Genomic DNA, 24329 nt, shown 5'->3' on the forward strand with positions numbered 1-24329 from the left:
ACGACAAATATCTCCCATCAATCGTTTGATAATGAGAGATATTGTGTCTTTAATTTTCTTCTGTGTTATATTGCTTTCTCTTTTCAATAAGTGCTTCGTGTATGTCTTCCTTTGTTTTACCCGTCAGCTTGTAGAAGAAGAACGGAACACCTGCAAGGAACATCATTATTCCGTGGAAAATCGTGTAGAAGAACAGCATCCAAATCTTCGTTTTGAGTGATTGCATTGTGCCGTCCTCAACGCCTTGAATATATCCGCAAATTGAGTTGTCACCGTAGAGAATCAGCGGTGATAACGCACCTGCTATTGTGCCGCTTATCATTGTGAATATGCCGATAACAAACGGAAGCGATGAATCAAGACGCTTGCCGGTTTTAAGTTCAATGTCCTCAAGCACATCTGCTTGGAACATACTCGGCAAAAGGTTTGACGCACCAAACTGTAAGCCGATTAAGAATAAAAATACAATAAATACTATTTGAAGCGGACCGCCGCTCTTTTCCTGCTTGAAATATGTATATCCGATAAAGAAGGCACAGGTGTTTGCAATAATCGAATAAATACCGCTTGCAATGTAAAGTGTGCGTGAATCAAATTTTTTAAGCAAGAAGTTGATTAACAGCATACCTACAGCCGTGCCTATACCCGTAGGCAAACCGAAAAGTAGGAATTTGCTTGACGAACCGAGAAGAGCCGCCGCAAGAAAAACGCCCATATAGTTTGCAATGCTTCTGAAGCTTTTTAAAAATTCGGATATGATAATTGTCCAAGCGTACTTGTTCTTCAGCACATCGCCAAAACCTTCAAGCGGATTTTTCTTTTCGTTATCATATGTGATACGCTCTCTTGTCATTTTCATACCGAGGAGCATGGTTATTATGCCGATTGCTCCGCTGAGTGCCGCACAGGTAATGAACTGAAGTGCCTGATTGTCTTTCCAAATAAGATTCAGCACAACTATTATTACAAGCGAAGCCGAGTTGCCTACTGCCGATACAATGCCTCTGAACGAGATAACCGTATCACGCTCTTTAAGGTTCGGAGTCATAACAACAGCAACATTGTTGATTGTGCCGCCGAATGTATTTATAACACTCCACAATATTGCAACCGTGATGATATAAATCATCAAAAGCGCACCGGTAAGTCCCTTAGGTACCCAAAAACTTAAAAACAGCAAAATGCCCATCGGTACAGCCGCCAGCATAACAAGCGGTCTGAATTTTCCGTTTTTGCCTATTCTTCTGCCGTCTATGTACATAACTATAAAAAAGTTGAGTATATACGGTACAATACTTGTTATTACGCTGAAAAGTGAAGATTGCTTATTTGTGATTTGAACAACATCTACAAGAAAAGCATTTCGGTATTGTCCCACAAAGCCCGTCATATTTGTGTAGAAGAATACGGCAATCAAATACCATATAAATTCCGATGTTTTTACATTCTTTTTGTCGGTACTGTAATTTATCGTACCGATTTGTGCTTCAGACATAATTATTTACCCCTTTTTAAATATTATATCATTAATAATTATTTTTGTTTATTTTCAGCACGGCGTTGCTGTCTCTTTGGTTTTCGTCACCTATCATAGAAAGAATAAATGTGTCAAGGTCGGCTAAAATCGGATTTTTATCTTTCATTTTTTTCTCTATGATGTGTGTTATCGGATGAAGTCGCTTCAGCATTTTGCTCATCGTTTCGTACATCGGCGTGCCTTTTGTATAAGGCTCGTCACCCATAAATATGTTGCGTACCAATTCAATGCCCACATCTTTTGCAAGCCTGTTTTCAACGCTTTTGTCAGGCTTGAACCACAGCAATCTGCCGATTTTTTTAACCGTTAGTTTGTCAATCGCTTTCATTGCGGGCTTTGGTAAAATTTCGTGCATCTTTACTTCAATCATTCTGTCAAATCGCCATTTAAAGTATTCCTGTGCGGTTCTGCCGCCTTTGTCATAGTCAAAATCGTTTATGGTGTACGATTTGATGTCAACGGTGTTTTTATCTTCAAATGTAATTTTTCTGTACGCACACGGACAACCCACAAAACATCCCGTTTGCACATCCGTTATTGTGTTGCCGTTTTCGGTTTTGTATTCCGTAACGGACTGAGCGTGCATATGCCCCGTAAAAATCAGGTCAACTCCTGCATCGGCAAGTGCCGTTGCAACCTTTTTCCAATCTGTTAAATGGGCGTCACCGACTAAATTCATAATCGGCGAAAACGGCAAAAGAGGAAAGTGCGTCATTGCAAATATGTAGTTGCCGCTGTCGTGGGCATTTTTAACTTCATTCAGTGCCCATTCAAGCTGGTCGTCAAATATTCCTTTAAAGTCTTTTAAATCTCCGTCACAGTTCAGTGCAAGCAATCTTATTCCGTCCGTAAGCTGAATAACATACGACATGGTTTCTTTGTGCTCGGATATTGCTTCGTCAAAACCGAAATCTTTGTAGAATTCTCTCAGTTCTTCTCTCGGCATACCTTTAACGGGTATCATTTTGTCGCCCTCAAATTCAAAGGAATCACCGCTGTCATAGTCGTGCCTTGCAGTGATTAAATATATTCGCTTTCCTTGTTCTTTCAGCTTGTAAAGTCGTTCTCTAAAACCCACATGGCTTTGGTATTCTCCTCTGTATATGAGGTCACCCGGTATCAAAATAACATCGGTTTCTTTGTCCTTTGCAAGTTGTGCAAACCCTGCGTCTATAATCGCCGGAGTTTCGGCAACGCATTTTTGGTCTGTTCTGCTTCGTCTTTCGTATGCCTCACCGCTTCGTTTGTACGAGTTGTCAAAGTAGTGTGTATCGGTTACAAGGTAAAAACTGAATTTATCCATTTTATCATTCCTAATATAAAATATCACATTTTCAACTGATTTTTATTGGTATATATCATTTTATATTTACAAATGTGTGATAAATTTAAAATATCATATTTTTAATATAATTTCAATGTTTAATGGCTTTTGCAAAGAACAATCAAAATTTCAGGTTCAAGTCCAACAATAAAAGAGAGCAACAGCCTAAAGGCTATTACTCTCTTTTGGTGCAGGAGATGGGACTTGAACCCACATGAACTTGCATTCACCAGAACCTGAATCTGGCGCGTCTGCCATTCCGCCACTCCTGCGTATTCTGCCCTGCAAAGCAGGGCGTTTTTTATTTTTCCAAAAAGCCGTTTTTGTCAAGTTCGGTAATGAATTTGTCAATTTCCGCCATTGCGTCGGTCTTGCTTATATCATACTCTTTTATGATTTTGTTTGCAATACTTTCTTTGTCGGTTTCTTTTTCAAGGCACTTCCAGATGAGGTGACCCGTTTCGTTGAGCGTAATCATTCCGTCAAAATCTTTTGTGTGCTCGCCGACAGTTATTGCAATGATTTTGTCACCGATTTTTCTTGTAACAAATCCGTCTTTGATTTTCATATTTTCACCTTAAAGCTTAACTTCCTGCGGCATACCGCCGTTTTCTCTGCTTTCGTCTGCAAGGTAAACGCTGAGGTGTCCCGCAACGCTGTCAAAGATTGATGTGCAGGCAAGACTCGGCTTTTCACCTCTGATAAATTTAACAAAGTCTGCGGCAAGTCGCTCGTCGCCGCCGCCGTGACCGCCGTAAGCGCCTACCATATCGCCCGTTACCTTGAGGTCAACTTCTTCAACATCACATTCTTCGTTGTGTGCATCGGGTGACGGATTAATCTTTAAAACAGTAAACTTGCTTTCCTCAAAGTTACCGAAGATTTCACCCTTTGTGCCGATGATGTGAATATCTCTTCTCGGCTCGGCAGAACCGCCTACCATATTGTGCGTGCCTGTTGCACCGCTTGCAAAGTTAACAAGAACCGATTGATGGTCTACAACATTGTTGTCGCACTTGTAGATACATCTTGCATACGGATTGTCCGATTCCATAAGTGCAATTTTGTCCTCGATAGTAGGATTTTCAATATTTTCAAGTGCGTCCCAAACATAAAATGCCCATCTGTCCGGATGGTCTATGTAAAGTCGCTTTGTTGAATAAACGCAGGTGTCAACCAAAGGGCAGTCTTTCATGCAGATTGTGCCTGCACCTTTCGGAGCATTTTCAGGCTTAAATTGGAATTTGCCGCCGAATGAACTGATTTGAGTTGGCTTTGTTTCGCTCATCATCCACATCATAATGTCGAGGTCGTGGCAACATTTTGCAAGGAGCATTGTTGTGTGACACTTGTCCTTGTTTGCCCATTTGCCTCTTACATATGAAGTTGAAAGGTGGTGGTACGAAACATGCTCGGTTGTTTGTATATTGATAATATCGCCGATTTCGCCGTTTACTATTCTCTCCTTAATTCCGTAATAAAACGGAGTATATCTGAGAACATGGCAAATCATAACCTTAGAATTGTTTTTCTTTGCACAGTCAACTATTTGACGCATTTCATCTTCGTTTGGTGCAAAAGGCTTTTCAAGGAGCATATCATAGCCGGCATTGAGGAGCGGAACTGCCGTTTCAAGATGCTGTTCGTCCATTGTGCCGTTGATGACTGTATCTGCGAGTTTGCCGTGCTTTGCGAGTTCTTCGGCATTTTCAAAGCACATATCTTCTGAAAATCCGAATTCTTCCATAGCCTTTTTTCTTCTTATCGGGTTAGGATCGGCAACACCGACAATCTTTAGCATTTCAGGATTCGTTTTTGCAAGCTTGCTGTACACAAATGCTCTGTGTCCCGCACCTACAATAATTGCTGTAATTGGTTTTTGTTCCATAGTAACACCTTCTCAGATAAATATCGCTATCAATTATACCACTTTTTATATATAATTCAATATGTTTTTTGCTTTTTTATGATATTTTTCTCATTGACATAAATTAATTATGTTATATAATATTATTATCTTTATGCGGTTTTTGGGAGGGAAAATGAAACAGCTTTTACCATTTTTGAAAAACTATAAAATTCAGTCGTTTTTGGCTCCGCTTTTTAAAATGCTTGAGGCGATATTTGAGCTCATCGTGCCTCTTGTAGTGGCTTCAATTATAAATGACGGTATCCGAGAGGGAAACCTTAAATTGGTTGTGTCAAAGGCACTTTTGCTTGTGGTTCTTGCAGTTGTGGGTATGGTTGCGGCTATTACCGCACAGTATTTTGCGGCAAAGGCGGCAACAGGCTTCGCAACGGAAGTCAGACACGCTTTGTTTAAAAGAATTCAAACATTTTCATTTAACGAAATTGATTCAATAGGCACATCAACTCTTATCACTCGAATGACAAATGATGTCAATCAGGCACAAAGCACGGTTAATATGGTACTTCGCCTGTTTTTGCGTTCACCGTTTATCGTTGCCGGTGCTTTTGTTATGGCATTTACCATTGATGCAAAAATCAGCCTTATTTTTTTGCTTGTAATTGTACTTCTCAGTATTGTCGTTTCGGTTATTATGAAATGCACTGTTCCTATGTATAAAAATGTGCAAAATACACTTGACTCCGTAACACTTATGACAAGAGAAAATCTCACAGGTGCAAGGGTTATCCGTGCGTTCACAGAGGAAGATGACGAGTATAACAAATTTAAGGAAAGAAATAATCTCCTTGCACATTTTCAAAGAAGCGTAGGCAGAATTTCCGCTTTGATGAATCCGATTACCTATATAATCATCAATCTTGGCATTGTGCTTCTTATTTACAGCGGTGCATTAAAGGTAGAATCGGGAACTCTCAATCAAGGTCAGGTTGTTGCTCTTTATAATTATATGAGCCAAATCCTTGTTGAACTTGTCAAATTCGCTTCTCTTATTGTAACAATTACAAAGGGCTTTGCTTCGGGTGGAAGAATTGCAAATGTTTTAAATGTTCAAAACACTCTTGAGCATACCGATGACAACAAAGTATATGATAATCACGCAGTTTGCTTTGACAATGTTTCGCTCACATATCAGGGAGCAGGTGAAGAAAGCCTTACAGATATCAGTTTCTTTGCCGACAAAGGTCAAACAGTCGGTGTTATCGGCTCAACGGGCAGCGGTAAATCAAGCCTTGTAAACCTTATTCCGCATTATTACGATGCAACAAAGGGCAGAGTAACCGTTAACGGCAGGGATGTCAAATCTGTTGATAAAGAAGAACTCCGCTCAAATATCGGCTTCGTTATGCAAAAAGCGGTGCTCTTTGCCGGCACTGTCCGTGACAATATCAAATGGGGCAAAAAGGACGCAACGGATGAGGAAATCAACGAAGCACTCCGCATTGCTCAGGTTTATGATAATGTGTATGCAAAGGAAGGACTTGATACGGTTATCGAGCAAAACGGTGCAAACCTTTCGGGCGGTCAAAAGCAAAGGCTGTCTATTGCAAGAGCTATTGTATCCAAGCCTGAAATCATAGTGCTTGACGACAGTGCGTCGGCTCTCGACTTTGCAACGGAAAAGGCACTTCGAGAGGCAATATTGTCACTTGATTATAAGCCGACCTTGTTCATCGTGTCAGAACGAACTTCCTCAATTTTGTCTGCCGATAAAATCATCGTTCTTGAAGACGGACAGATTGTTGATGTCGGCACAAATGAACAACTCCTTAAATCCTGCGAGGTTTACAGAGAAATCTATTTCTCGCAGTTTAGCGAAGAGGAGGTGGCTGTCGGTGACTAATAAACAGATATTAAAGCGTGTGCTTGCATATGTCAGCAGATATAAAGCGATGCTTGTTGCATCAATGCTTCTTGCACTTGTCAGCGTTGCCGGCTCACTTTACATTCCTGTTCGTATCGGTAATGTAATCGACTTTATAATTGATAAGGGACTTGTTCGGTTTGACAAGATTATTCCTATTCTTATTGAAATTTGCGTTGTAATCGGTGTTGTGGCACTTTCTCAATGGGTGATGAATGTGCTCAATAACAAAATCACCTTTGGCGTTGTTCGTGATATGAGGGACAAGGCTTTTGCAAAAATTGAAAAACTTCCTATTTCTTATCTTGATTCTCACCCAAGCGGTGAAATTGTGTCGAGGGTAATAGCCGATGTTGACCAATTTGCAGACGGACTTTTGATGGGCTTCACCCAGTTTTTTACAGGTGTTGTAACAATTCTCGGTACTCTCATATTTATGTTCAAAATTAATTGGTGGATTACAATCGTTGTGGTTGTTGTCACTCCGCTTTCGTTTATAATTGCTTCGTTCATTGCAAAAAACACTCACAAGATGTTTAAGCTTCAGTCCGAAACAAGGGGAGAGCAAACTTCGTTTATTGACGAAATGATAGGCAATGCAAAAACCGTTGACGCATATTCTCACGCAGATGAAAATATGCAAAAGTTTGACGAAATCAACGGCAGACTTCAGGATTATTCGCTCAAGGCTGTGTTCTTCTCGTCAATCACCAATCCGGCTACAAGATTTGTCAATTCAATCGTTTATGCCGCAGTTGCAATGTTCGGTGCAATCCTTGCCGTCAAATCAAATCAAGAGGCAATCACGGTCGGTGTTTTGACCTGCTTCTTGTCTTATGCAAATCAGTACACAAAGCCGTTTAACGAAATCAGCGGTGTTGTTACCGAACTTCAAAACGCTTTTGCCTGTGCAGGCAGACTTTTTGAACTTCTTGCCGAGGACGAAGTTCCTGCCGATGCTGAAAATGCAGTTGAACTCAAATCTGTTGACGGCAAAATGCAACTTACAAATGTTAATTTTTCTTATGTTGAAAATAAGAAACTTATCGAAAATTTCAATTTGTCTGTTCAACCCGGACAGAGAGTTGCAATTGTAGGTCCTACAGGTTGCGGCAAAACAACTCTTATCAATCTTCTTATGAGATTTTACGATGTAAACAGCGGCTCAATTTTGCTTGATAATAAGGATTATAATGATATAACCCGCAAGTCGCTCAGAGAAAATTTCGGTATGGTTCTTCAGGATACATGGCTCAAAGCAGGCACTATCAAGGATAACATTAAACTCGGTGCCGAAAATGCTACTGATGAAGAGGTTGTAGAAGCCGCCAAAAAAGCACATTCTCATTCGTTTATCAAGCGACTTCCAAACGGTTACGATACCGTTATCGGTGAATCGGGCGGTTCGCTCTCGCAGGGTCAAAAACAGCTTCTTTGCATTACACGCTTAATGCTTTGCAAACCGCCTATGCTTATTCTTGATGAGGCAACCTCGTCAATCGATACGAGAACGGAAATTCGTATCCAAAAAGCTTTTGCTCATCTTATGGAGGGCAGAACAACATTTATAGTTGCTCACCGTCTTGCAACAATTAAAGAGGCGGATATAATTCTTGTTATGCGGGACGGCAACATTGTTGAACAGGGCACGCATAAAGAATTGCTTGCTAAAAAAAGTTTTTATTATGAACTGTATAATTCGCAGTTCCCATCGGTTAAGTGATAACCAAAAGGAGAAATTATGAAAAAATTACAAAAAACATTATCAATCGTACTTGTTGCAGTTCTTGTCTGCCTTACATTTTGCTCGTGCTCAAATACGGGCAAAAGTATAATGACAGCTACATATTCAAATTCTGCCAACGATTCCGACGGTTTAAATCTTGCTTCCTCCGCAACATACATTACACAGGACGGCAAAACAAAAAAGAGCTTTTCTCTCAAGGGAAAGGCAGAAGAAAACAAGTATGTAACCGTTGATTTTGGAGACAGCGTCGATTTCAACACCGTTGTCCTCGGCGAGTCGGGTAAAAAAGTTACCTTGTTTGAAATTTACGGTTCAAACGAGCAGGATGCAAACTATAAGTTCCTTTATCAAAGCGATTGTATCGAGGGCGGACACACCTGCTTTTTGGGTGATGTAAAATACAGATACCTTCGCATTTTTGTAAATCAGGCTTCGGGCAAGTTCAATGTCAACAACTTTGAAGCTTATTATCTTAAAAATGAAAATGCAAAAAATCTCCGTGTAAACTCTTATTTAATTGCCGAGGATATTAAAGAAGATGCGGATTATTCCAATCTTGACGCACTCACCGATGTCATTGTTTTCGGTACTGCAAAATTTGATGGTCAGGGAAATATCAAGTTTTACGATAATGATTCAAATGAGGTCGATGAAAAGTACTATGCCGATAAAGTTAATCTTTTAAAATCAAAAATCGGCGAAAGAAAGATTAATATTATTACAGACATTGCAATGCCTTACGGTGATGACAATGCCGATATCATATCAATGCTCAGCGATGAACATGTTGACAATCTTGTTGCAAATATTGTTGATTTTGTAAATAAATATGGCTTTGACGGCTATGATATGGACTATGAGTTCCCTAACAGCAAAAACGAGTGGAAACTCTTTAACAACTTCCTGCGTAAGCTTGACAAGGCTATGCCCGATAAAATCATTTCGCTTGCAATAGCACCTTGGGATTTGCAGTTTGATGACGATGTGCTTAAAATTATCGACAGGGCAGAGGTTATGCTTTATGATATGTTTACAGCCCACGGCTATCATTCAATTTTTTCAACCACCGTTAACGGAGTTAACAAGGCTCTGAAGGGCGGCTTCACCGCAGAGCAGATAGACCTCGGCGTTCCGTTTTATTCAAGACCTACAAACCGCCTTGGCTATTGGGGCAATTACAATCAGTTCGGCGATAAAATCGATAAGTACACCAATCTCATTTACTTTAACGATTTTGACCACGACGGCAATCCTATGACCGCTCCGCAGTATATCAATTCTTATCAAATGATTGCTGATAAAACAGCGTTTGCCATTGATGCGGGCCTCGGCGGAATTATGATTTGGCATTATAGCTGTGATTTGCCGAGTGATAACAAACTTTCACTTTTCGGTGCAATCAGAGATACAATGACCGCAAAACAAAAATAAAAACATACTTAAAAATATGTACTTAAATAAAAGGCTTCTTTCACAAGAAGTCTTTTATTAATTTTGTATAAAAAATCGCACGAAATTAATTGATTTTATGTTACCTTTGCTGTATAATTAAAACATTAAAATAAAGCTGTGAAAAATGTTGAGGAGAAATTTATTATGAATTTTCAAACAATATATTTGCCGATAGGCGTGCCGTCATATGATTTGGACGAAGCTCGTATGAAATATAACGATTCTATCGGTATGCTTAAATTGGTGGATAAAAATATAGTCGCACCCAACGGACCTATTGTGTCCGTTAAAGAACTTTGTGAATTTTTAAAGGATAAAAATCCGACTTTTGCCATTGTGCAGAATCTGACCTTTGCCACCGGCGTTTTTATTACCGAAATTTTGAGAAGCGTTGACTGTCCTATTTTGCTTTGGACAATTCCGGAACCGGTTATTGACGGTCAAAGGTTACGCCTTAATTCGCTTACAGGTGCGTATTCGGCGGCAAATGTTATGGAAAATCTCGGAAAAAATTTTTGCTATGTAATCGGCTCAACCTTTGCCGATGAAACCGTTGATGAAATTAAGGCGGCACTTATTGCGGCAAAACTTAAATATTCGCTTACAAAGCTCAATCTTCTTCAGGTCGGCAACGCTCCGGCAGGTTACGGCTTCGGCAAGGGAATAGAAACCGAACTTATGCGTGCATTCGGCGTTAATCTTGTGTCGGTTGAAGCAAGACAGCTTATGGAAGCGGCAAATTCGTATGACGAGGACGATGTAAGACATTTTATTTTTGATGTGCAGAATATCGTGCCTAATTTGTTTAATATAGACAGAGAAAATCTTTTTGCCGCAGGCAGACTTTTTAAGGCTTATTTTGATTATTGCAATCAAAACGATATAGGTGCTGTGTCGTCTTGCTGTATGCACGATTTTATCAATGTATACGGCACTCCGATTTGTGCCGTGCTTTCGTTCCTTAACGACCTCGGCTTTCCTGCTGCGTGTGAGGCGGACGCATACGGTGCTCTGTCAATTTATATTTGCCAGTATCTTTCAAAAATGCCTGCGTATTTCGGTGACCCAGTTTCTATGGATGAGGAATACAATGCAATTACATTTTGGAATTGCGGTATGGCTCCGCCGTCTATCGCCCGTGAGGATTCAAGGGCACAGGTCGGCACTCACTACATCAGCGGTGTAGGTCCTGTTATGGATTTCGGCTGTCGCTCGGTAGACCATGCCACCGTGTTCAGAGTTGGCAAAAAAGCCGACGGCACATTCCGCTTTTTTATTGCAAAAGGCAAATCTCTTGACCGTTTCAAGCAGTTCTCGGGCACTACTATTGTGATTGAAACCGAAAATAATGTCAGGGATATTATAGAAAAATCCGTTAAAAACGGATGGGAGCCGCACTATGCTGTTGCAATGACCGATATTTCAAAAGAACTTCGGGCGCTTGCCGATATGCTCGGTATAGAAGTTGTTAATTTTTAGTATAAACGATATTTTATCGTGAAAGGAATATAGCTTATGGCGGATAATTTAACTCACGGCATAAAATTTAAGGATAAGCTCGGTTATGCACTCGGCGATATGGGCGGAATATTTACTTTTTCGCTTGTCGGTGCTTTTCAAAATAAGTTTTACACCGATGTTCTCAATATCGACCCGGCAAAAATTGTTGTGCTTATCTTGGTTGCAAGATTGTGGGATGCAATTAACGACCCTATTTGGGGTGCATTTATTGATTCCCGCAAGCCCACAAAGCAGGGCAAGTTCAGACCGTATATCTTTTGGTTTTCAATTCCGCTTGCGGTTGCATGTGTGCTGATGTTTACGGTTATACCAAATTTAACTCCGGCTAAATATCTTTTGTATGCGTATATTACATATATATTTTACGGTATGATGTACACCGCTGTTAACATTCCTTACGGCTCACTTGCTTCCGTTGTTACCGATGATGAAAAAGAACGCTCCTCGCTTTCTATGTGGCGTTCGATAGGTGCGGGCGTAGGCGGACTTCCCGGTACTGTACTTCTTCCTATGATAGTTTATACCACCACGGGAACCTATGCCAACGGCACAAAAATTCAAGCCCTTGACGGTAATAAACTTACCCTTTGTGCCGCCGTTTTGGCTGTGCTTTCTGTTGTGATTTTCTTCTTTCATTACAAGATGACCAAGGAGAGAATCAAGCCGCTTGCTAAGGAAAAAGGCGATTACAAGGTTACCCAAAGCATCAAGGATTTGTTTTCAAACCGTGCTTTTGTTATGCTTTCGATAGCCGCAATGTTCCTTATGGCTTTTCAGTTCTACTATCAGTCAACCTACACTTATCTTTTTACGGATTATTATCACAAGCCGGGACTTTATTCGCTGGTTGCCGTTTGCTCGTATCTGCCGATGGCTGTATTTATTCCGATTATGAACAAACTTATTGATAAGTTCGGCAAAAAGGAACTTTGCTCATACGGTATGTTCTTTGCCGCAGCTGTAACTTTTGTGCTGTTCTTTATTAAAACAAGCAATCCGTATGTGTTCCTTTTCTTCGTATTTCTTTCGGGCCTCGGTCAAACCTTCCTTGTGCTTGAATTATGGGCACTCGTTATGGATGTTATCGATTATCACGAACTTCGCACTCGCAGAAGGGAAGAGGGCACGGCTTATGCACTTATTTCGTTTATGCGTAAACTCGGTCAAACCCTTGCCGGCGTCGGTCTTAATGCTCTTTTGGCATTTATCAATTACAATTCCGATGCTTCTAAGCAGGGCAAGGCACTTGCAGATGATGTTCTTGCAAAATTGTATGACATTTCAACCCTTGTTCCGGCAATTTTCTTCCTGATTATGGCTCTTGTTCTTTTCTTCGGCTTTGACCTTACCAAAAATAAAGTAACCGAAATGCACAATGCACTTATGAAGCAGAGAGAAGAAACCGATTAAATCTTTAAAATACAAATAACCGATGCGTTTTTGATTTACGCATCGGTTGTTTTTTGTTTATTACATAAAATCGTCAAAACTTGCGTCACTCGGCATTCTCCAATCACCACGAGGGGAGAGCGAAACCGAGCCGACCTTTGGCCCGTCGGGAATACAATTTCTCTTGAACTGACTGATGAAAAATCTTCTCATAAATACATCAAGCCACTTCCTTATTGTTTTTCTGTCATATACTCCGTCAAATGCTTTTTCAGCAAGCTTTTGGAGCTTTTCTTTTGTAAATCCGAATCTCACAAAATTGTAAAGGAAAAAGTCGTGCAATTCGTACGGACCGATGTTGTCCTCCGTCTTTTGAGCAATTTTGCCGTTTTCGTCAGGCGGAAGAAGTTCCGGCGAAACAGGTGTGTCGAGTACATCAAGCAATATAGCCTTTGTTTTTTCGTCACTTTGGCTTGCAACATATTCAACAAGGTATCTCACAAGTGTTTTAGGCACAGAGGCATTCACTCCATACATGCTCATATGGTCGCCGTTGTATGTGCACCAACCCATTGCAAGCTCGGATAAATCACCTGTGCCCACAAGCAAGCAGCCCATTTTGTTTGCCATATCAAAAAGAATTTGCGTTCTCTCTCTTGCCTGTGTGTTTTCGTATGTAATGTCGTGCACATCCTCGCTGTGCTCAATGTCCTTTAAGTGCTGAATACAAGCGTCTTTTATGCTGATTTCCTTGATAGTCACACCGAGCGACTTCATCAATTCAATGGCGTTGTTGTAGGTCCTGTCGGTTGTGCCGAAGCCCGGCATAGTGATGCCGATGATGTCCGTCATAGGCTTGCCGAGAAGTTTCATGCTCTCAACCGCAACAAGAAGTGCCAGCGTGCTGTCAAGTCCGCCGCTGATGCCGATTACACAGCCGTTAGAACGAATGTGTTCAATTCGTTTTGCAAGTCCGCTTGCCTGAATTGCAAATATTTCTTCGCATCTTTCACGCACTTCGTCTTTGTTGCTCGGAACAAACGGGTGAGGGTCAATGTATCTGAACTTTAAATCGTTGTCAGGATTTAATTCGATTTTAGGCTCGTCATCATCGTCATCGTCATCATCATTATCAAAGCAAAAATCACAAGTCAAATCCATAGTTTCAAATTCGCTGATAGAATTGTTGCCAAAGCTTGTGTCCTTTAGGCGAAGCGTGTTGAGCTTTTCGCAGTCGATGTCTGCAATGGTGATTACATTCTCTCGGCTGAAACGCTTGCCCTCGGCAAGAATTGTTCCGTTTTCCGCAATGATTGTTGCACCGCCGAAAACAAGGTCCGATGTACTTTCGTATACGCTTGCACCGGCATAAATATATCCGCAGATACATTTTGCAGATTGCGTTTCAATAAGCTTCTTTCTGTACTGTGCCTTTGAAACATATTCGTCGCTTGCGGAAAGGTTAATTATAATGTTTGCACCCTCGGTCGCAAGTTTGTTTGACGGCGGGTTTGTCACCCACAAGTCCTCGCACAATTCAACTCCGACAGTAATTTCGTTATCAAGTTTAATAAGCTTCTTTGTGGAAATCTCAAAACCGTATTCCTTTTCGTTAATCCATTCGTCGAAGCCTTCGTCCATAGCCTCTGCAAACCATCTTTTTTCGTAAAATTCATTGTAGTTTGGCAGATGCTTTTTTGGCACAGCCATCAAGATTTCACCTTTATAAATTACAAATGCACAGTTGTAAAGTGAGTTTTTTATAGCCCACGGAGCACCCACAACCACAACAATGTTTTTGTCTTTTGTGTATTCAACAATGTCGTAAAGTGCTTCGTTTGATGCTTTGATGAGTGATTTTGTAAAGAACAAATCTCCGCAGGAATATCCTGTTATCGAAAGTTCGGGAGTCACAAGAAGTCGCACACCTTGCTTTTCTGCATCGTATATTGCTTTTTTGATTTCAACCTTGTTGTAGCTCGGGTTTGCCACTTTCAATTTGAGGCTTGCCGAAGCTACTCTAAACATTCCGTAATTCATTTTTTACCCTCGGTTATATCATTGTAATTTTGTACTTGAATCCTGCCTGTTCGTTCGGTTCAAGTATTGTCATTCCACGCTTTTTTTCAATCTCGCTTGTTTCGTCGGAGCAGTTGGAAATTCCTGTCCACGGCTCAAGTGCAACAAAGTCGGCATTGCCGCACGCAGACCAAATAAGCAGGTTTGTCATATCCTGATATTCGATTTTTACACCCTTGCCTCTCGGTCCGATAAGCGTTGCCGATTTTGGTGCGATGTTGTCAAATATCATAGCGTCTTTTTCTTCAAACAAGTCGTGTCGCATTGCAATTTCAGACTTGCTGCCAAAATCATCAAATCTGTTTTCAATGTCTATCAGTCCGCTGTGATGGTCGGGACGGAGATATCCGCCCTCAAGTGCTTTGTCAAACACTACCTTGTAATCTTCAAACTTTTCGTTTTCGCCAAGCGGACAGTTAAACGCCGGGTGACCGCCGATAACAAACGGCATCTTTTTCTTGCCTGTATTCTTAACAAGATATTCAACGCTTACCGTTGAACCTATAAGCGTGTATTTTACTTCAAGTTCGTAGTCAAACGGAAAAGCCGCCTTGGTTGCTTCACTTGATTTTTGTATGAATGTGATTGAATTTTTGCATTGCTCTTTGAGTTCAAACGGATTTATTCTTGCAACGCCGTGGCGTTTCATTACGCACTTTTCTCCAAATGCCGTGCCCTCGTTGTTCGGCAACATTCCAACAATAGGGAAGCAGATCGGCGCCTGACCGCTCCAATGCTCTTCGTCGCCCTGCCAAAGATATTCCGTGCCGTTTTTGAGCAGAGAAGTAAGCATTGCCCCTTTTGGCAAAACACAAACCTCGGCTTCGTTGCTTGTAATTTTGTATTTCATAATTTCACCTTAAATCTAAAATGTATACATAATTAAATTATAACTTAAAATAATCTATAATGCAATATTGAAATAAAATACAATATGATATACAATACATTTATAAATCATTGTGATGTTAGGAGAAAATTATGGATTTGAATTCATTTATACACGAGGCGGTTTTTGAAGAAAAGGACAAGTACACCCGTCTTTATGAGCTTATATGGTCTGAATTTGAACAGGACGGCTTTGTAATTACCGATGAGCCGGGCCACGAGATAGACGCACTTTTTAAGGCAACCGCAATCCAAAATCTTATCGGTGAGTTTGAATACCGTCTTTATGATGAGGTTAACGAAACGGGCTTTGAAGATGTCGTTGATTACCTTGCACAAATAGGAGTGTCGCAAGATGATATTGTCGCATATTGCGAGGCTGATGAAAATATAGACACTTTTGATGATGACGAAGAGCTTAAAATTAAAAACGGCCTTGATTATATGACCGAGATTGTTGCCGATAAACTTCTTGAATGTTTTTCACCCGATGATTTGTTTGATTACTTCTTCACGGCAACCTACGATTTTGTGCAGGATTTTACCTTTGATTTTGAAGATGTAGATGAATTTATGGCTTTTGTCGATTCCAATACCGAAAAGCTTGATGAATACAAAGAAGAGTACTCGTCCGTTATGTCTTGGATGGAATCGGGTATGATAGTATAAAAAAGTTATATGTTAAAACAGTACAGTTAACGCAGAAATCGTTGCATTAACTGTACTGTTTTATTTGTTTATTATGGGATTGTCTGTTATTTCAAGAATGTAATCCACCGATACATTATAATGTTTTGAAAGCTTAATTAATATTTCGGTGGGAATATCTACATCTCCACGCTCGTAATTGCTGTATATTCTTTGCGAACAATTTAGAATTTCTGCAAGTTCACGCTGTTTTAAATCGTTATCTTCACGCAAATTTCGTATTCTTTTGTACATGATTATCACCGATATCAATTATAGTATAGCGAGATATTCGCTATTGACTTTTAGCGAAAAATTCGCTATAATTAGTTTGTATTTTGAATTGAGGAGAATTTTTATGGAAAAAAATAATAAAAAATTTATAGTTTTTACTTTGATAGCTATTGCTGTTATTTTGATTGCCTTGAGCGGACTGGCATATATGTCTTACACTTTTCCTAAAGAAGACGGTTCTCAAGTAAAATCTTCGGGTAGTTCAGGCTTTAATTTGTTTTCTGTTCCTGCCGATGAACTTGGATTTGAACATCTTTCACAAATGGACAATTCGTTGATACGAATTAAAGGTTACAGAATAACGGGTGATGATGACGATTATGTTTATTTTACAGGTGGTACAAAAATAGATTTTGATAAAAAGAATTGTATAGTAAGTTATTTTGATAAATCTTCTTATGATTTTGTTAACAGTTCTGCCGGCACATATGAAGTTATTTCAAATGATTTGGTTAATTCCGATGCACTTGATTTAGGTAAGATTGTCATCAATGATCGTAAAACAAGTGTTTATAGAGATAATTTTGTTTGTTTTGAATTTAGTGAGATGAGGGGTGCAGAATGGTATGTTCCGTATTCTTTAATAGATTGGTCAAGGTCGCCTGAACATAAAGAAATTGTTATTGATAACGATACCGAGGTTTGCCCTGCACCTTTTGCTAACCATGTTCATGTTGTCGGCACACCTGAAGAAGACGATGAAGTTGAAACGGTAGAAGCTTATGTTTTGTATCTCAAATAATTTATGAAAATCAAAAAAGAAATATTTCAAAAAATTGTTTATTCTTTGCCTAAATCGCCATATGAAACAGGTGGCTTTTTAGGCGGTTGGGGAAATTCTGTATGTTATTGTGTTTGTGATAAAGAAAAATCATTTTACGGGAGTTATGAACCGAATATTGAATTACTTAATCGCACAATAAAGGAATGGTATGATAATAATATTGATTTTTTAGGTATTTATCATACGCATTATCCATCTAATATATATTTGTCAAAATCCGATGAATTATATATAAGAGATATTATGAGCAGTGTAGAAAATATAACGGATACTCTGTATTTTCCGATAATTATCGCTCAAAAAAACATGTATGTTTACAAAGCTCGTATTTACAAACATAATATTGTGATTGAAAAGGATAAATTGATAATCGAATAATACACTTGTGTGTTATTAATATTATTTTTTATGGAGTACAATAAAATTTATAATTTGCCTTGTTAAAAGAAAGTAACAAGGATGAAAAGGCACAATGGGATTAATTCCTTTTTGTGTCTTTTTGTTTTTTATTTTGTTATAGCAAAGATATCGAAGGAAATAAACATATTGTAAATATCCTGATGCAAAAACCTCCTTCTGTGCATACTATGTAATGTATGTATACACTTGTAAACGAGGTGATTTTGTGAATTGTGAAATTAAGGTGGGCTCTGTTACAAACGCACAGCGAGGGGCAAAGTTGCTTCGGCGTTACGGTATCAAACCTGCCGTGTCAAGAATAGAAAATCCCACTCCCGGTGACGGCTGCGGTTTTGTTATAACGGTGGATTACAATGATTGTGATGCCGCTAAAAGTTTGCTGTACAAAAACGGAATAAGAATTCTCGGGGTGACCGAGCGATGATTTATTTTGACAATGCGGCAACCACTTATCCAAAACCCTCGTCGGTGCTTGCTTCCGCTGTTTTGGCAATGAAAAAATATTCGTTCAACAGCGGCAGAGGAGGGTATAAGGAGAGTATTAAAGCCGGTGAAATGATTTATTCCGTGCGTGAAAAGGTTGCTTCAATGTTCGGTTTTGAGCCGCAAAATGTTGCCTTTACCAAAAACTGTACCGAGGCACTCAATATGGCAATCAAGGGCAGCGTTAAGTCGGGCGATCACATTATTATTTCGTCGCTTGAGCATAATTCCGTCAGCCGTGTTGCCGAAAAATTGTTTGATGACGGTATAATCGATTACGATATTGCAAAGTATTCCTATAACGATGACGAAACGGTTGCGAATTTTGAAAATTTGATAAAGCCAAATACAACGCTGGTTGTGTGTATGCACTCAAGCAACGCTTTCGGCGTGACATTTCCTGTTGCGAAAATAGGCAAAATGTGCAAGTTACACGGTATCAGGTTTGTTGTTGACGGTGCACAGGGGGCAGGCGTTGCCGATATAAATGCCAAAAGGGATAATATAGATATTCTGTGTGCCCCGGGGCATAAATGCCTTTTGGGTGCTATGGGTACGGGCTTTATTGCCGTCAGGGACGGTTTGGAACTTTCAACCGTGGAAGAAGGCGGTACGGGAAGTAACTCAATGTCGCTTAAACAACCCGATTTTTTGCCCGACAGATTGGAAGCCGGTACGCTTAACAATTCGGGTATTGTTTCGCTTGGTAAAGGCATTGATTATATAAATTCCTACGGCACCGATGCAATATATAGTCACGAGTTTTCGCTTATGCAGCACACTTATAAAGCACTTGAAAATATAAATGATGTTGTTCTTTATACACCGTTTCCCGAACAAGGCAAAACAATGCCGATTATTTCTTTCAATTTCGGCGATTATTCAAGCGAAAAAACTGCCGCAATTTTGGCGAAAAACGATATTTGCACAAGGGCGGGATTCCATTGCACACCGCTTGCACATAAACATTTCGGAACGACCGACAGAGGCACCGTTCGCATAAGCTTCGGTATGTTCAATACTCATCGTGATTGTGACGCACTTATTAATCTTGTAAAAAAGTTGTGAATTTAGACTTAAATTTACTTTATTTATTCGCCGGGATATGTTATTATATAGATAATTAAATTTTAGGAATGAAAAAAATGCCACTGTTAGATTTAGTGATTCAATTCAAATTCAGATATATTAAAAATCTCGGCAATTCAATTATAGATTTCTTTTCTCAAATCAAAGGGCTTTTTCGCACCTTCGGTATAATTGATGTTGTCGATATAATTTTTGTTGCGGCTTTGATATACCTTGTTGTCAGGGTTATGAGAGAAACAAGGGCAATGCAACTCATAAAAGGCTTTTTGCTGTTGTTTTTGGTTTATCTTATAGTTACCTTCCTCGGCATGGGAGCCTCAAGCTATATTATGAGGATGATATTCAATAATATCCTTATTATTCTTGTTATCCTTTTCGGTCCCGAAATTCGTAAGATTTTGGAGCAAATAGGCAAGGGCAAGGCACAGAATTTGTTAAAAGGGCTTTTCAATTCGGGCGTTGCCATTGATGTTGCCGAAATGAAAAAAACCATTGACGCCACCTGTAAGGCTTGTGCCGAAATGTCGGATGCAAAAATCGGTGCTCTTATAGTATTTGAAAACGATACGCTCCTCGGTGATATCATTGCTTCGGGCACGGTTGTAGACGGTACTCCGTCAAAGGAACTCATCGGCAATATCTTTTATCCAAAGTCACCGCTTCATGACGGTGCGATGGTTATCAGGGGCAACAGCGTTTATGCCGCAGGTTGTATTTTGCCGCTTACAAAAAACAACAACATTTCTTCACAACTCGGCACCCGTCACAGAGCGGCTCTCGGGTTGAGCGAGCAAAGCGACGCAATTGTTTTTGTCGTCAGCGAAGAAAGAGGCGAAATCAGTTGTGCCGTTAACGGTACTCTCAGTCGCAACATTTCAACCGGTGATATGCGTGATATTCTTACTCAGCAGTACATTCCCGACAATATCTCCTCGGATGATAAGATAATATCTAAGCTGAAAAGGAGGTTTAAATAATGGCTGATAATTCTAATAAAAAAGATAAGAAAAAGTTTTCTTTTTCGGACCTCATTTATAATGATAAGTACCTTGTTGTGCTTTCGATTTTTTTGGCTCTTATTGTATGGATAGGCTCATCGCTCAGCGTAGGTACAGATGATACCAAAACTATCAAGGTCACCGCTCCTATCGAACTCAGCGGTAAGCTTTCGGGCATAGGTATGCAGTATTACGCACTCCAAAATTCCGTTGACTTGAGCATAACCCTTTCGGGTCAAAAGTATGTTATCGGTCAGGTAACGGCAGACGACCTTAATATTACATTTGATACCTCCGCCGTTAACAGAACGGGCAATCAGTCAATCCCTATTCGTGTAACCAACAAATCGAAGCGACTTGATTATACCGTTGAATCCGTATATCCAAGTTCAATTGAGGGCTATTTTGATGTAAACACAACAAAAACATTTGATGTTGACTTGAAATATGATTCCGATAGGGTGGCAGACGGTTATGTGTTCGGTTCACCGGTTTTGAGTGAGGACAAAATAGTTGTTTCGGGTCCAAAAACCTATGTTGACAAAATAGATAACGCTTATTGCGAGGTTGATTTCGGTGACAAAACAAAACTTACCGAACCGTATACTCAGGATTGTGATATTAAACTTGACGGTGACGGAGTTGAAACAAGTTATCTCACCGTTACAAGCAGAACCGATACCAACACGCCTATAACATCGCTTTCCGTTACTCTCCCTGTGCTGAAAACGGCTACTTTGCCTGTCACCTCAACATTTGAGGATCAGCCTACGGGGCTTGGCAAAAATGTTGTCAGCGTTTCGTATTCAAAAAGTCAGCTTTACGCCGGTGTTCTTTCAACTGCCGATATAACAAATGCAAATGTCGGCACGATTTATTTCGGCGATTTAACTGTCGGCACACAAGAGTTTGAATTTGATGTCAGCAATTTAAACGGCGTTTCGGTTCTTGACGGAACAAAAAGGATAACCGCCAAGGTAACTGTAAGCAATTCTTATTCCGAGCATAAGGTAAGGATTAATAAGGATGATATTGTTATTGAGGGTGCACAGAAGGAAGAAAAACTTGCTGTCAGCTCAATAGACAGTAAGACCGTAACGATTCTTGCACCGAAAAATGCAAATATCAATTCTTCAAATCTTACTTTGAAGTGTGATGTTTCAAAGAAAACGGATAATAATCAATATCCGATAGAAATTACCGTTTCCAATTCAAAGGCTTGGGCATACGGTAAATACACAGCAACAATAGAATAAACCTATCAAGGCTCCCCTACCTAATTGTTAGGGGAGCTGTCGTTGCTTGTCAACGACTGAGGGGTTAAACAAAGGAATAATATATGAATTACGCAACTCCTGCCTTGTCAAAAGGCGGCAACTATCTTTTTTGTTATTTTCTCGGCAACCGTCCTTATGAAGAACGGGTGTGCTTTGCTCTTTCAAAGGACGGCTATCATTTTACACCGCTAAACGGAAATCAACCGCTGATTACTCAATCACTCGGCACAAAATGTTGCCGTGACCCGTTTATTATCCGAGGCAAGGACTGTTTTTATATCATAGCAACGGATATGAAAAGTGATGACGGTTGGTGCTCAAATCACGGCATTGTCACTTGGAAATCCGATGACCTCGTTCATTGGACAGACGAAACCGCCGTTGATTTTCATATGTTTGATGTTACAAAATCAGCCGATAAAATCTGGGCACCGCAGGCACTTTATGATAAAAATAAGGACTTGTATTTTGTTTATTTTTCGGTTAACAACACCGATGATGACAAGCCGCTTTCCATTTGGTATTCGTATACCGATGATTTTAAGCATTTTACCGAGCCTGAGGAACTCTTTTCACCGTCAAACGGTCTTGATGCAATCGATGCCGACATAGTTGAAAAAGACGGCAAATTTTATATGTGCTATAAAGATGAATGTGTCAAAACCGTTTGCGAGGTCGTGGCAGATAAAATCACAGGCCCGTACCGTGAGTTTGAAAATAATGCCGTCACCTGCACGGACAAGCATGTTGAGGGTAACTGTATGTATAACATCCTAGGCACAAACAGTTTTGTAATGATTATGGACCTTTATGTTGACGGCGGTTATTATATGCAGCAAACAGAAGACATGCTTCATTTTAAACCGGTCAATCCGGATGATTTTTCAATGGATTTTCACCCTCGTCACGGCTCAATGCTTCATATAACAGACGAGGAATACAACCGACTTTTACAGCATTTCGGATTTTAGGAGAACAGTATGAAAGCAAAAATGACTATCGCCAAGGAGTTTAAGGTTGGCAAAATCGACAACAGAATTTACGGTTCGTTTATTGAGCATCTCGGCAGAGCCGTTTACGGCGGTATATATGACCCAACACATCCGCTTGCCGATGAACAGGGTTTCAGAACGGATGTAATTGATTTGGTTAAGGAGTTAAATGTTCCTATAGTTCGTTATCCGGGCGGTAATTTTGTTTCCGGCTATAATTGGGAGGACGGTATCGGACCTGTTCAAAATCGTCCTAAGCGTCTTGACCTTGCGTGGGGAACTACCGAGCCTAATTATGTGGGACTTAACGAATTTATGTCTTGGTGCAAAAAGGCAAATTCCGATTGTATGATGGCTGTCAATCTCGGTACAAGGGGTGCCGAGGAAGCACGCAATATAGTTGAATATACCAATCATAAGGGCGGTACATATTGGTCTGATTTGCGTAAATCTCACGGCGTTGCCGAGCCTTGGAATGTCAAACTTTGGTGCCTCGGCAATGAGATGGACGGCAGATGGCAGATGGGTGCCAAAACCGCTTCCGATTACGGCAAACTTGCCAATGAAGCGTCAAAAATGATGAAATGGACTGATGATACTATCGAAACCGTGCTTTGCGGCTCGTCCTCCCGTCAGTCGCCGACCTTCGGCCAATGGGAGGAAACTGCACTTGATATTGCTTATGACAGCATTGATTATGTGTCACTTCATCAGTATTACGGCAATCAGGCAAATGACACTCCGTCATTCCTTGCAAAAACTCTCGAACTTGAAGAATTCATTTATTCCGTTATTTGCGTTTGTGATTATGTAAAAGCAAAAAAACGCACTAAAAAAACCGTTAATCTTTCGTTTGATGAGTGGAATGTTTGGTATCACAGCAACGATGTGCCTTATGAGCGTTGGAGCTACGCTCCGCCTCGCCTTGAGGATATTTATAATTTTGAGGATGCACTTCTTGTCGGCTCAATGATGATTACGCTTCTCCGTCATTGTGACAGAATAAAAATTGCCTGCCTTGCTCAACTTGTAAATGTTATTGCTCCGATTTTTACCGAGGACGGCGGCAGAGTGTTTAAGCAAACAATTTTTTATCCGTTTGAGCATATGTCAAATTTCGGCAGGGGATATTCACTTAATCCTATCATCGATTGCCCAAAATACGATTGCAGGGAATTCACCGATGTGCCGTATCTTGAAGCAATTGCCACTATGAGCGAGGACGAACAAAGCATTACGATTTTCTGCGTTAATAAATCGCAGGACGAAAGTGCTGTTCTTGATGTAAATCTTATGGATTTTGACGGCTTTAAGCCGATTGAATTTATATCTATGGACGGTTATTCAAAAGATGATGTCAACGGATTTGACGGCGAGGTTGTTTGCCCTCATACCAATCCTCTTCCGACGGTTGACGGTTCAACTCTCACCGCCGAACTCAAACCGTTCTCGTGGAATGTAATTCGCTTATCAAAATAATAAAACGACACACTGTAGGCTGTTGAGAAAGATTCTGAATTTCGTTTTCTTGCGAACTTTGCTGTACGATGGTACCGCTTGTGAGCAAAAAACGAAAA

General features: G+C 40.2%; 21 protein-coding genes and 1 tRNA gene. 14 read left to right on the plus strand and 8 right to left on the minus strand.

Annotated elements, in window-relative coordinates; genetic code table 11:
- Nucleotides 1-49: 49 nt before the first annotated feature.
- From Q0E08_RS07870 to Q0E08_RS07890, 5 genes are all read right to left on the minus strand, one after another.
- Entirely contained in the window at nucleotides 50-1495 is a 1446-nt protein-coding gene (locus Q0E08_RS07870) for an MFS transporter (RefSeq protein ID WP_294778575.1), read from the minus strand.
- Between the two features lie 31 nt (nucleotides 1496-1526).
- Complete coding sequence (locus Q0E08_RS07875) at nucleotides 1527-2840, minus strand: metallophosphoesterase (RefSeq protein ID WP_294778576.1); 1314 nt, start codon at nucleotides 2838-2840, stop codon at nucleotides 1527-1529.
- Between the two features lie 207 nt (nucleotides 2841-3047).
- A tRNA-Leu gene (locus Q0E08_RS07880) sits at nucleotides 3048-3133 on the minus strand.
- 29 nt (nucleotides 3134-3162) lie between these two features.
- Complete coding sequence (locus Q0E08_RS07885; RefSeq protein WP_294778577.1) at nucleotides 3163-3429, minus strand: PqqD family protein; 267 nt, start codon at nucleotides 3427-3429, stop codon at nucleotides 3163-3165.
- 9 nt (nucleotides 3430-3438) lie between these two features.
- Nucleotides 3439-4749, minus strand: coding sequence for a Gfo/Idh/MocA family protein (locus Q0E08_RS07890; RefSeq protein WP_294778578.1), 1311 nt, complete (start codon nucleotides 4747-4749; stop codon nucleotides 3439-3441).
- A gap of 154 nt (nucleotides 4750-4903) precedes the next feature.
- Between Q0E08_RS07890 and Q0E08_RS07895 the strand changes: the two genes are divergently transcribed.
- The 5 genes from Q0E08_RS07895 (at nucleotide 4904) to Q0E08_RS07915 (ending at nucleotide 12782) form a co-directional block, all read left to right on the plus strand.
- The gene (locus tag Q0E08_RS07895; RefSeq protein ID WP_294778579.1) at nucleotides 4904-6631 is read left to right on the plus strand and encodes an ABC transporter ATP-binding protein; all 1728 of its coding nucleotides are present in this window, start codon (nucleotides 4904-4906) and stop codon (nucleotides 6629-6631) included.
- Between the two features lie 49 nt (nucleotides 6632-6680).
- On the plus strand, nucleotides 6681-8375 hold the full coding sequence (locus tag Q0E08_RS07900) for an ABC transporter ATP-binding protein (RefSeq protein ID WP_294778606.1): 1695 nt from the start codon (nucleotides 6681-6683) through the stop codon (nucleotides 8373-8375).
- A gap of 18 nt (nucleotides 8376-8393) precedes the next feature.
- Entirely contained in the window at nucleotides 8394-9830 is a 1437-nt protein-coding gene (locus Q0E08_RS07905) for a glycoside hydrolase family 18 protein (RefSeq protein ID WP_294778580.1), read from the plus strand.
- A gap of 165 nt (nucleotides 9831-9995) precedes the next feature.
- Entirely contained in the window at nucleotides 9996-11330 is a 1335-nt protein-coding gene (locus Q0E08_RS07910) for a fucose isomerase (RefSeq protein WP_294778581.1), read from the plus strand.
- 36 nt (nucleotides 11331-11366) lie between these two features.
- Nucleotides 11367-12782 (plus strand): MFS transporter, encoded by a 1416-nt coding sequence (locus Q0E08_RS07915; RefSeq protein ID WP_294778582.1) that lies wholly within the window; start codon nucleotides 11367-11369, stop codon nucleotides 12780-12782.
- Nucleotides 12783-12842: 60 nt separating this feature from the next.
- Here Q0E08_RS07915 and Q0E08_RS07920 read toward each other — a convergent pair whose 3' ends face one another.
- Together Q0E08_RS07920 and Q0E08_RS07925 are read right to left on the minus strand one after the other, a co-directional pair.
- Nucleotides 12843-14801 carry an NAD(+) synthase gene (locus tag Q0E08_RS07920; RefSeq protein WP_294778583.1) on the minus strand — a complete coding sequence of 653 codons (1959 nt, stop codon included), beginning with the start codon at nucleotides 14799-14801 and terminating at the stop codon, nucleotides 12843-12845.
- Nucleotides 14802-14814: 13 nt separating this feature from the next.
- Nucleotides 14815-15690, minus strand: a complete 876-nt coding sequence (locus Q0E08_RS07925) for an aldose 1-epimerase family protein (RefSeq protein WP_294778584.1) — start codon at nucleotides 15688-15690, stop codon at nucleotides 14815-14817.
- A 131-nt stretch (nucleotides 15691-15821) separates the two neighbouring features.
- Here Q0E08_RS07925 and Q0E08_RS07930 point away from each other — a divergent pair, with 131 nt between their 5' ends.
- Entirely contained in the window at nucleotides 15822-16397 is a 576-nt protein-coding gene (locus tag Q0E08_RS07930) for a hypothetical protein (protein WP_294778585.1), read from the plus strand.
- Between the two features lie 60 nt (nucleotides 16398-16457).
- Here the strand turns inward: Q0E08_RS07930 and Q0E08_RS07935 are convergent, their stop codons facing one another.
- Nucleotides 16458-16670: a helix-turn-helix domain-containing protein gene (locus Q0E08_RS07935; protein ID WP_294778586.1), complete on the minus strand. Its 213-nt coding sequence runs from the start codon at nucleotides 16668-16670 to the stop codon at nucleotides 16458-16460.
- A gap of 103 nt (nucleotides 16671-16773) precedes the next feature.
- On the opposite strand from Q0E08_RS07935, the gene Q0E08_RS07940 reads away from it, so the two are divergent.
- The 8 genes from Q0E08_RS07940 (at nucleotide 16774) to Q0E08_RS07975 (ending at nucleotide 24231) form a co-directional block, all read left to right on the plus strand.
- Nucleotides 16774-17451: a hypothetical protein gene (locus Q0E08_RS07940; RefSeq protein ID WP_294778587.1), complete on the plus strand. Its 678-nt coding sequence runs from the start codon at nucleotides 16774-16776 to the stop codon at nucleotides 17449-17451.
- A 3-nt stretch (nucleotides 17452-17454) separates the two neighbouring features.
- Nucleotides 17455-17871, plus strand: a complete 417-nt coding sequence (locus tag Q0E08_RS07945; protein ID WP_294778588.1) for a hypothetical protein — start codon at nucleotides 17455-17457, stop codon at nucleotides 17869-17871.
- Nucleotides 17872-18118: 247 nt separating this feature from the next.
- Complete coding sequence (locus Q0E08_RS07950; protein ID WP_294778589.1) at nucleotides 18119-18337, plus strand: putative Se/S carrier-like protein; 219 nt, start codon at nucleotides 18119-18121, stop codon at nucleotides 18335-18337.
- Complete coding sequence (locus tag Q0E08_RS07955) at nucleotides 18334-19464, plus strand: aminotransferase class V-fold PLP-dependent enzyme (protein WP_294778590.1); 1131 nt, start codon at nucleotides 18334-18336, stop codon at nucleotides 19462-19464. Before Q0E08_RS07950 ends, Q0E08_RS07955 begins: the two co-directional genes overlap by 4 nt.
- 77 nt (nucleotides 19465-19541) lie before the next feature.
- A complete protein-coding gene (gene cdaA / locus Q0E08_RS07960) occupies nucleotides 19542-20462 on the plus strand; it encodes a diadenylate cyclase CdaA (protein WP_294778591.1) in 921 nt (306 codons plus the stop codon).
- A complete protein-coding gene (locus Q0E08_RS07965) occupies nucleotides 20462-21739 on the plus strand; it encodes a YbbR-like domain-containing protein (protein ID WP_294778592.1) in 1278 nt (425 codons plus the stop codon). The genes cdaA and Q0E08_RS07965 overlap by 1 nt, the downstream gene beginning before the upstream one ends.
- An 83-nt stretch (nucleotides 21740-21822) precedes the next feature.
- Complete coding sequence (locus Q0E08_RS07970; RefSeq protein ID WP_294778593.1) at nucleotides 21823-22731, plus strand: glycoside hydrolase family 43 protein; 909 nt, start codon at nucleotides 21823-21825, stop codon at nucleotides 22729-22731.
- A 9-nt stretch (nucleotides 22732-22740) separates the two neighbouring features.
- Entirely contained in the window at nucleotides 22741-24231 is a 1491-nt protein-coding gene (locus tag Q0E08_RS07975) for an alpha-N-arabinofuranosidase (RefSeq protein ID WP_294778594.1), read from the plus strand.
- Nucleotides 24232-24329: the final 98 nt, after the last annotated feature.

Origin of the sequence: uncultured Eubacterium sp. (assembly GCF_934561735.1) — a bacterium.
GTDB lineage: Bacteria > Bacillota > Clostridia > Oscillospirales > Acutalibacteraceae > Eubacterium_R.

Coding starts and splice junctions, on each gene's coding strand:
- Q0E08_RS07915 (WP_294778582.1), top strand. CDS start 11,367: ATGGCGGATAATTTAACTCACGGCATAAAATTTAAGGATAAGCTCGGT.
- Q0E08_RS07885 (WP_294778577.1), bottom strand. CDS start 3,429: ATGAAAATCAAAGACGGATTTGTTACAAGAAAAATCGGTGACAAAATC.
- Q0E08_RS07970 (WP_294778593.1), top strand. CDS start 21,823: ATGAATTACGCAACTCCTGCCTTGTCAAAAGGCGGCAACTATCTTTTT.
- Q0E08_RS07925 (WP_294778584.1), bottom strand. CDS start 15,690: ATGAAATACAAAATTACAAGCAACGAAGCCGAGGTTTGTGTTTTGCCA.
- Q0E08_RS07940 (WP_294778587.1), top strand. CDS start 16,774: ATGGAAAAAAATAATAAAAAATTTATAGTTTTTACTTTGATAGCTATT.
- Q0E08_RS07955 (WP_294778590.1), top strand. CDS start 18,334: ATGATTTATTTTGACAATGCGGCAACCACTTATCCAAAACCCTCGTCG.
- Q0E08_RS07910 (WP_294778581.1), top strand. CDS start 9,996: ATGAATTTTCAAACAATATATTTGCCGATAGGCGTGCCGTCATATGAT.
- Q0E08_RS07935 (WP_294778586.1), bottom strand. CDS start 16,670: ATGTACAAAAGAATACGAAATTTGCGTGAAGATAACGATTTAAAACAG.
- Q0E08_RS07975 (WP_294778594.1), top strand. CDS start 22,741: ATGAAAGCAAAAATGACTATCGCCAAGGAGTTTAAGGTTGGCAAAATC.
- Q0E08_RS07945 (WP_294778588.1), top strand. CDS start 17,455: ATGAAAATCAAAAAAGAAATATTTCAAAAAATTGTTTATTCTTTGCCT.
- Q0E08_RS07870 (WP_294778575.1), bottom strand. CDS start 1,495: ATGTCTGAAGCACAAATCGGTACGATAAATTACAGTACCGACAAAAAG.
- Q0E08_RS07920 (WP_294778583.1), bottom strand. CDS start 14,801: ATGAATTACGGAATGTTTAGAGTAGCTTCGGCAAGCCTCAAATTGAAA.
- Q0E08_RS07900 (WP_294778606.1), top strand. CDS start 6,681: ATGCTTGTTGCATCAATGCTTCTTGCACTTGTCAGCGTTGCCGGCTCA.
- cdaA (WP_294778591.1), top strand. CDS start 19,542: ATGCCACTGTTAGATTTAGTGATTCAATTCAAATTCAGATATATTAAA.
- Q0E08_RS07905 (WP_294778580.1), top strand. CDS start 8,394: ATGAAAAAATTACAAAAAACATTATCAATCGTACTTGTTGCAGTTCTT.
- Q0E08_RS07890 (WP_294778578.1), bottom strand. CDS start 4,749: ATGGAACAAAAACCAATTACAGCAATTATTGTAGGTGCGGGACACAGA.
- Q0E08_RS07875 (WP_294778576.1), bottom strand. CDS start 2,840: ATGGATAAATTCAGTTTTTACCTTGTAACCGATACACACTACTTTGAC.
- Q0E08_RS07965 (WP_294778592.1), top strand. CDS start 20,462: ATGGCTGATAATTCTAATAAAAAAGATAAGAAAAAGTTTTCTTTTTCG.
- Q0E08_RS07895 (WP_294778579.1), top strand. CDS start 4,904: ATGAAACAGCTTTTACCATTTTTGAAAAACTATAAAATTCAGTCGTTT.
- Q0E08_RS07930 (WP_294778585.1), top strand. CDS start 15,822: ATGGATTTGAATTCATTTATACACGAGGCGGTTTTTGAAGAAAAGGAC.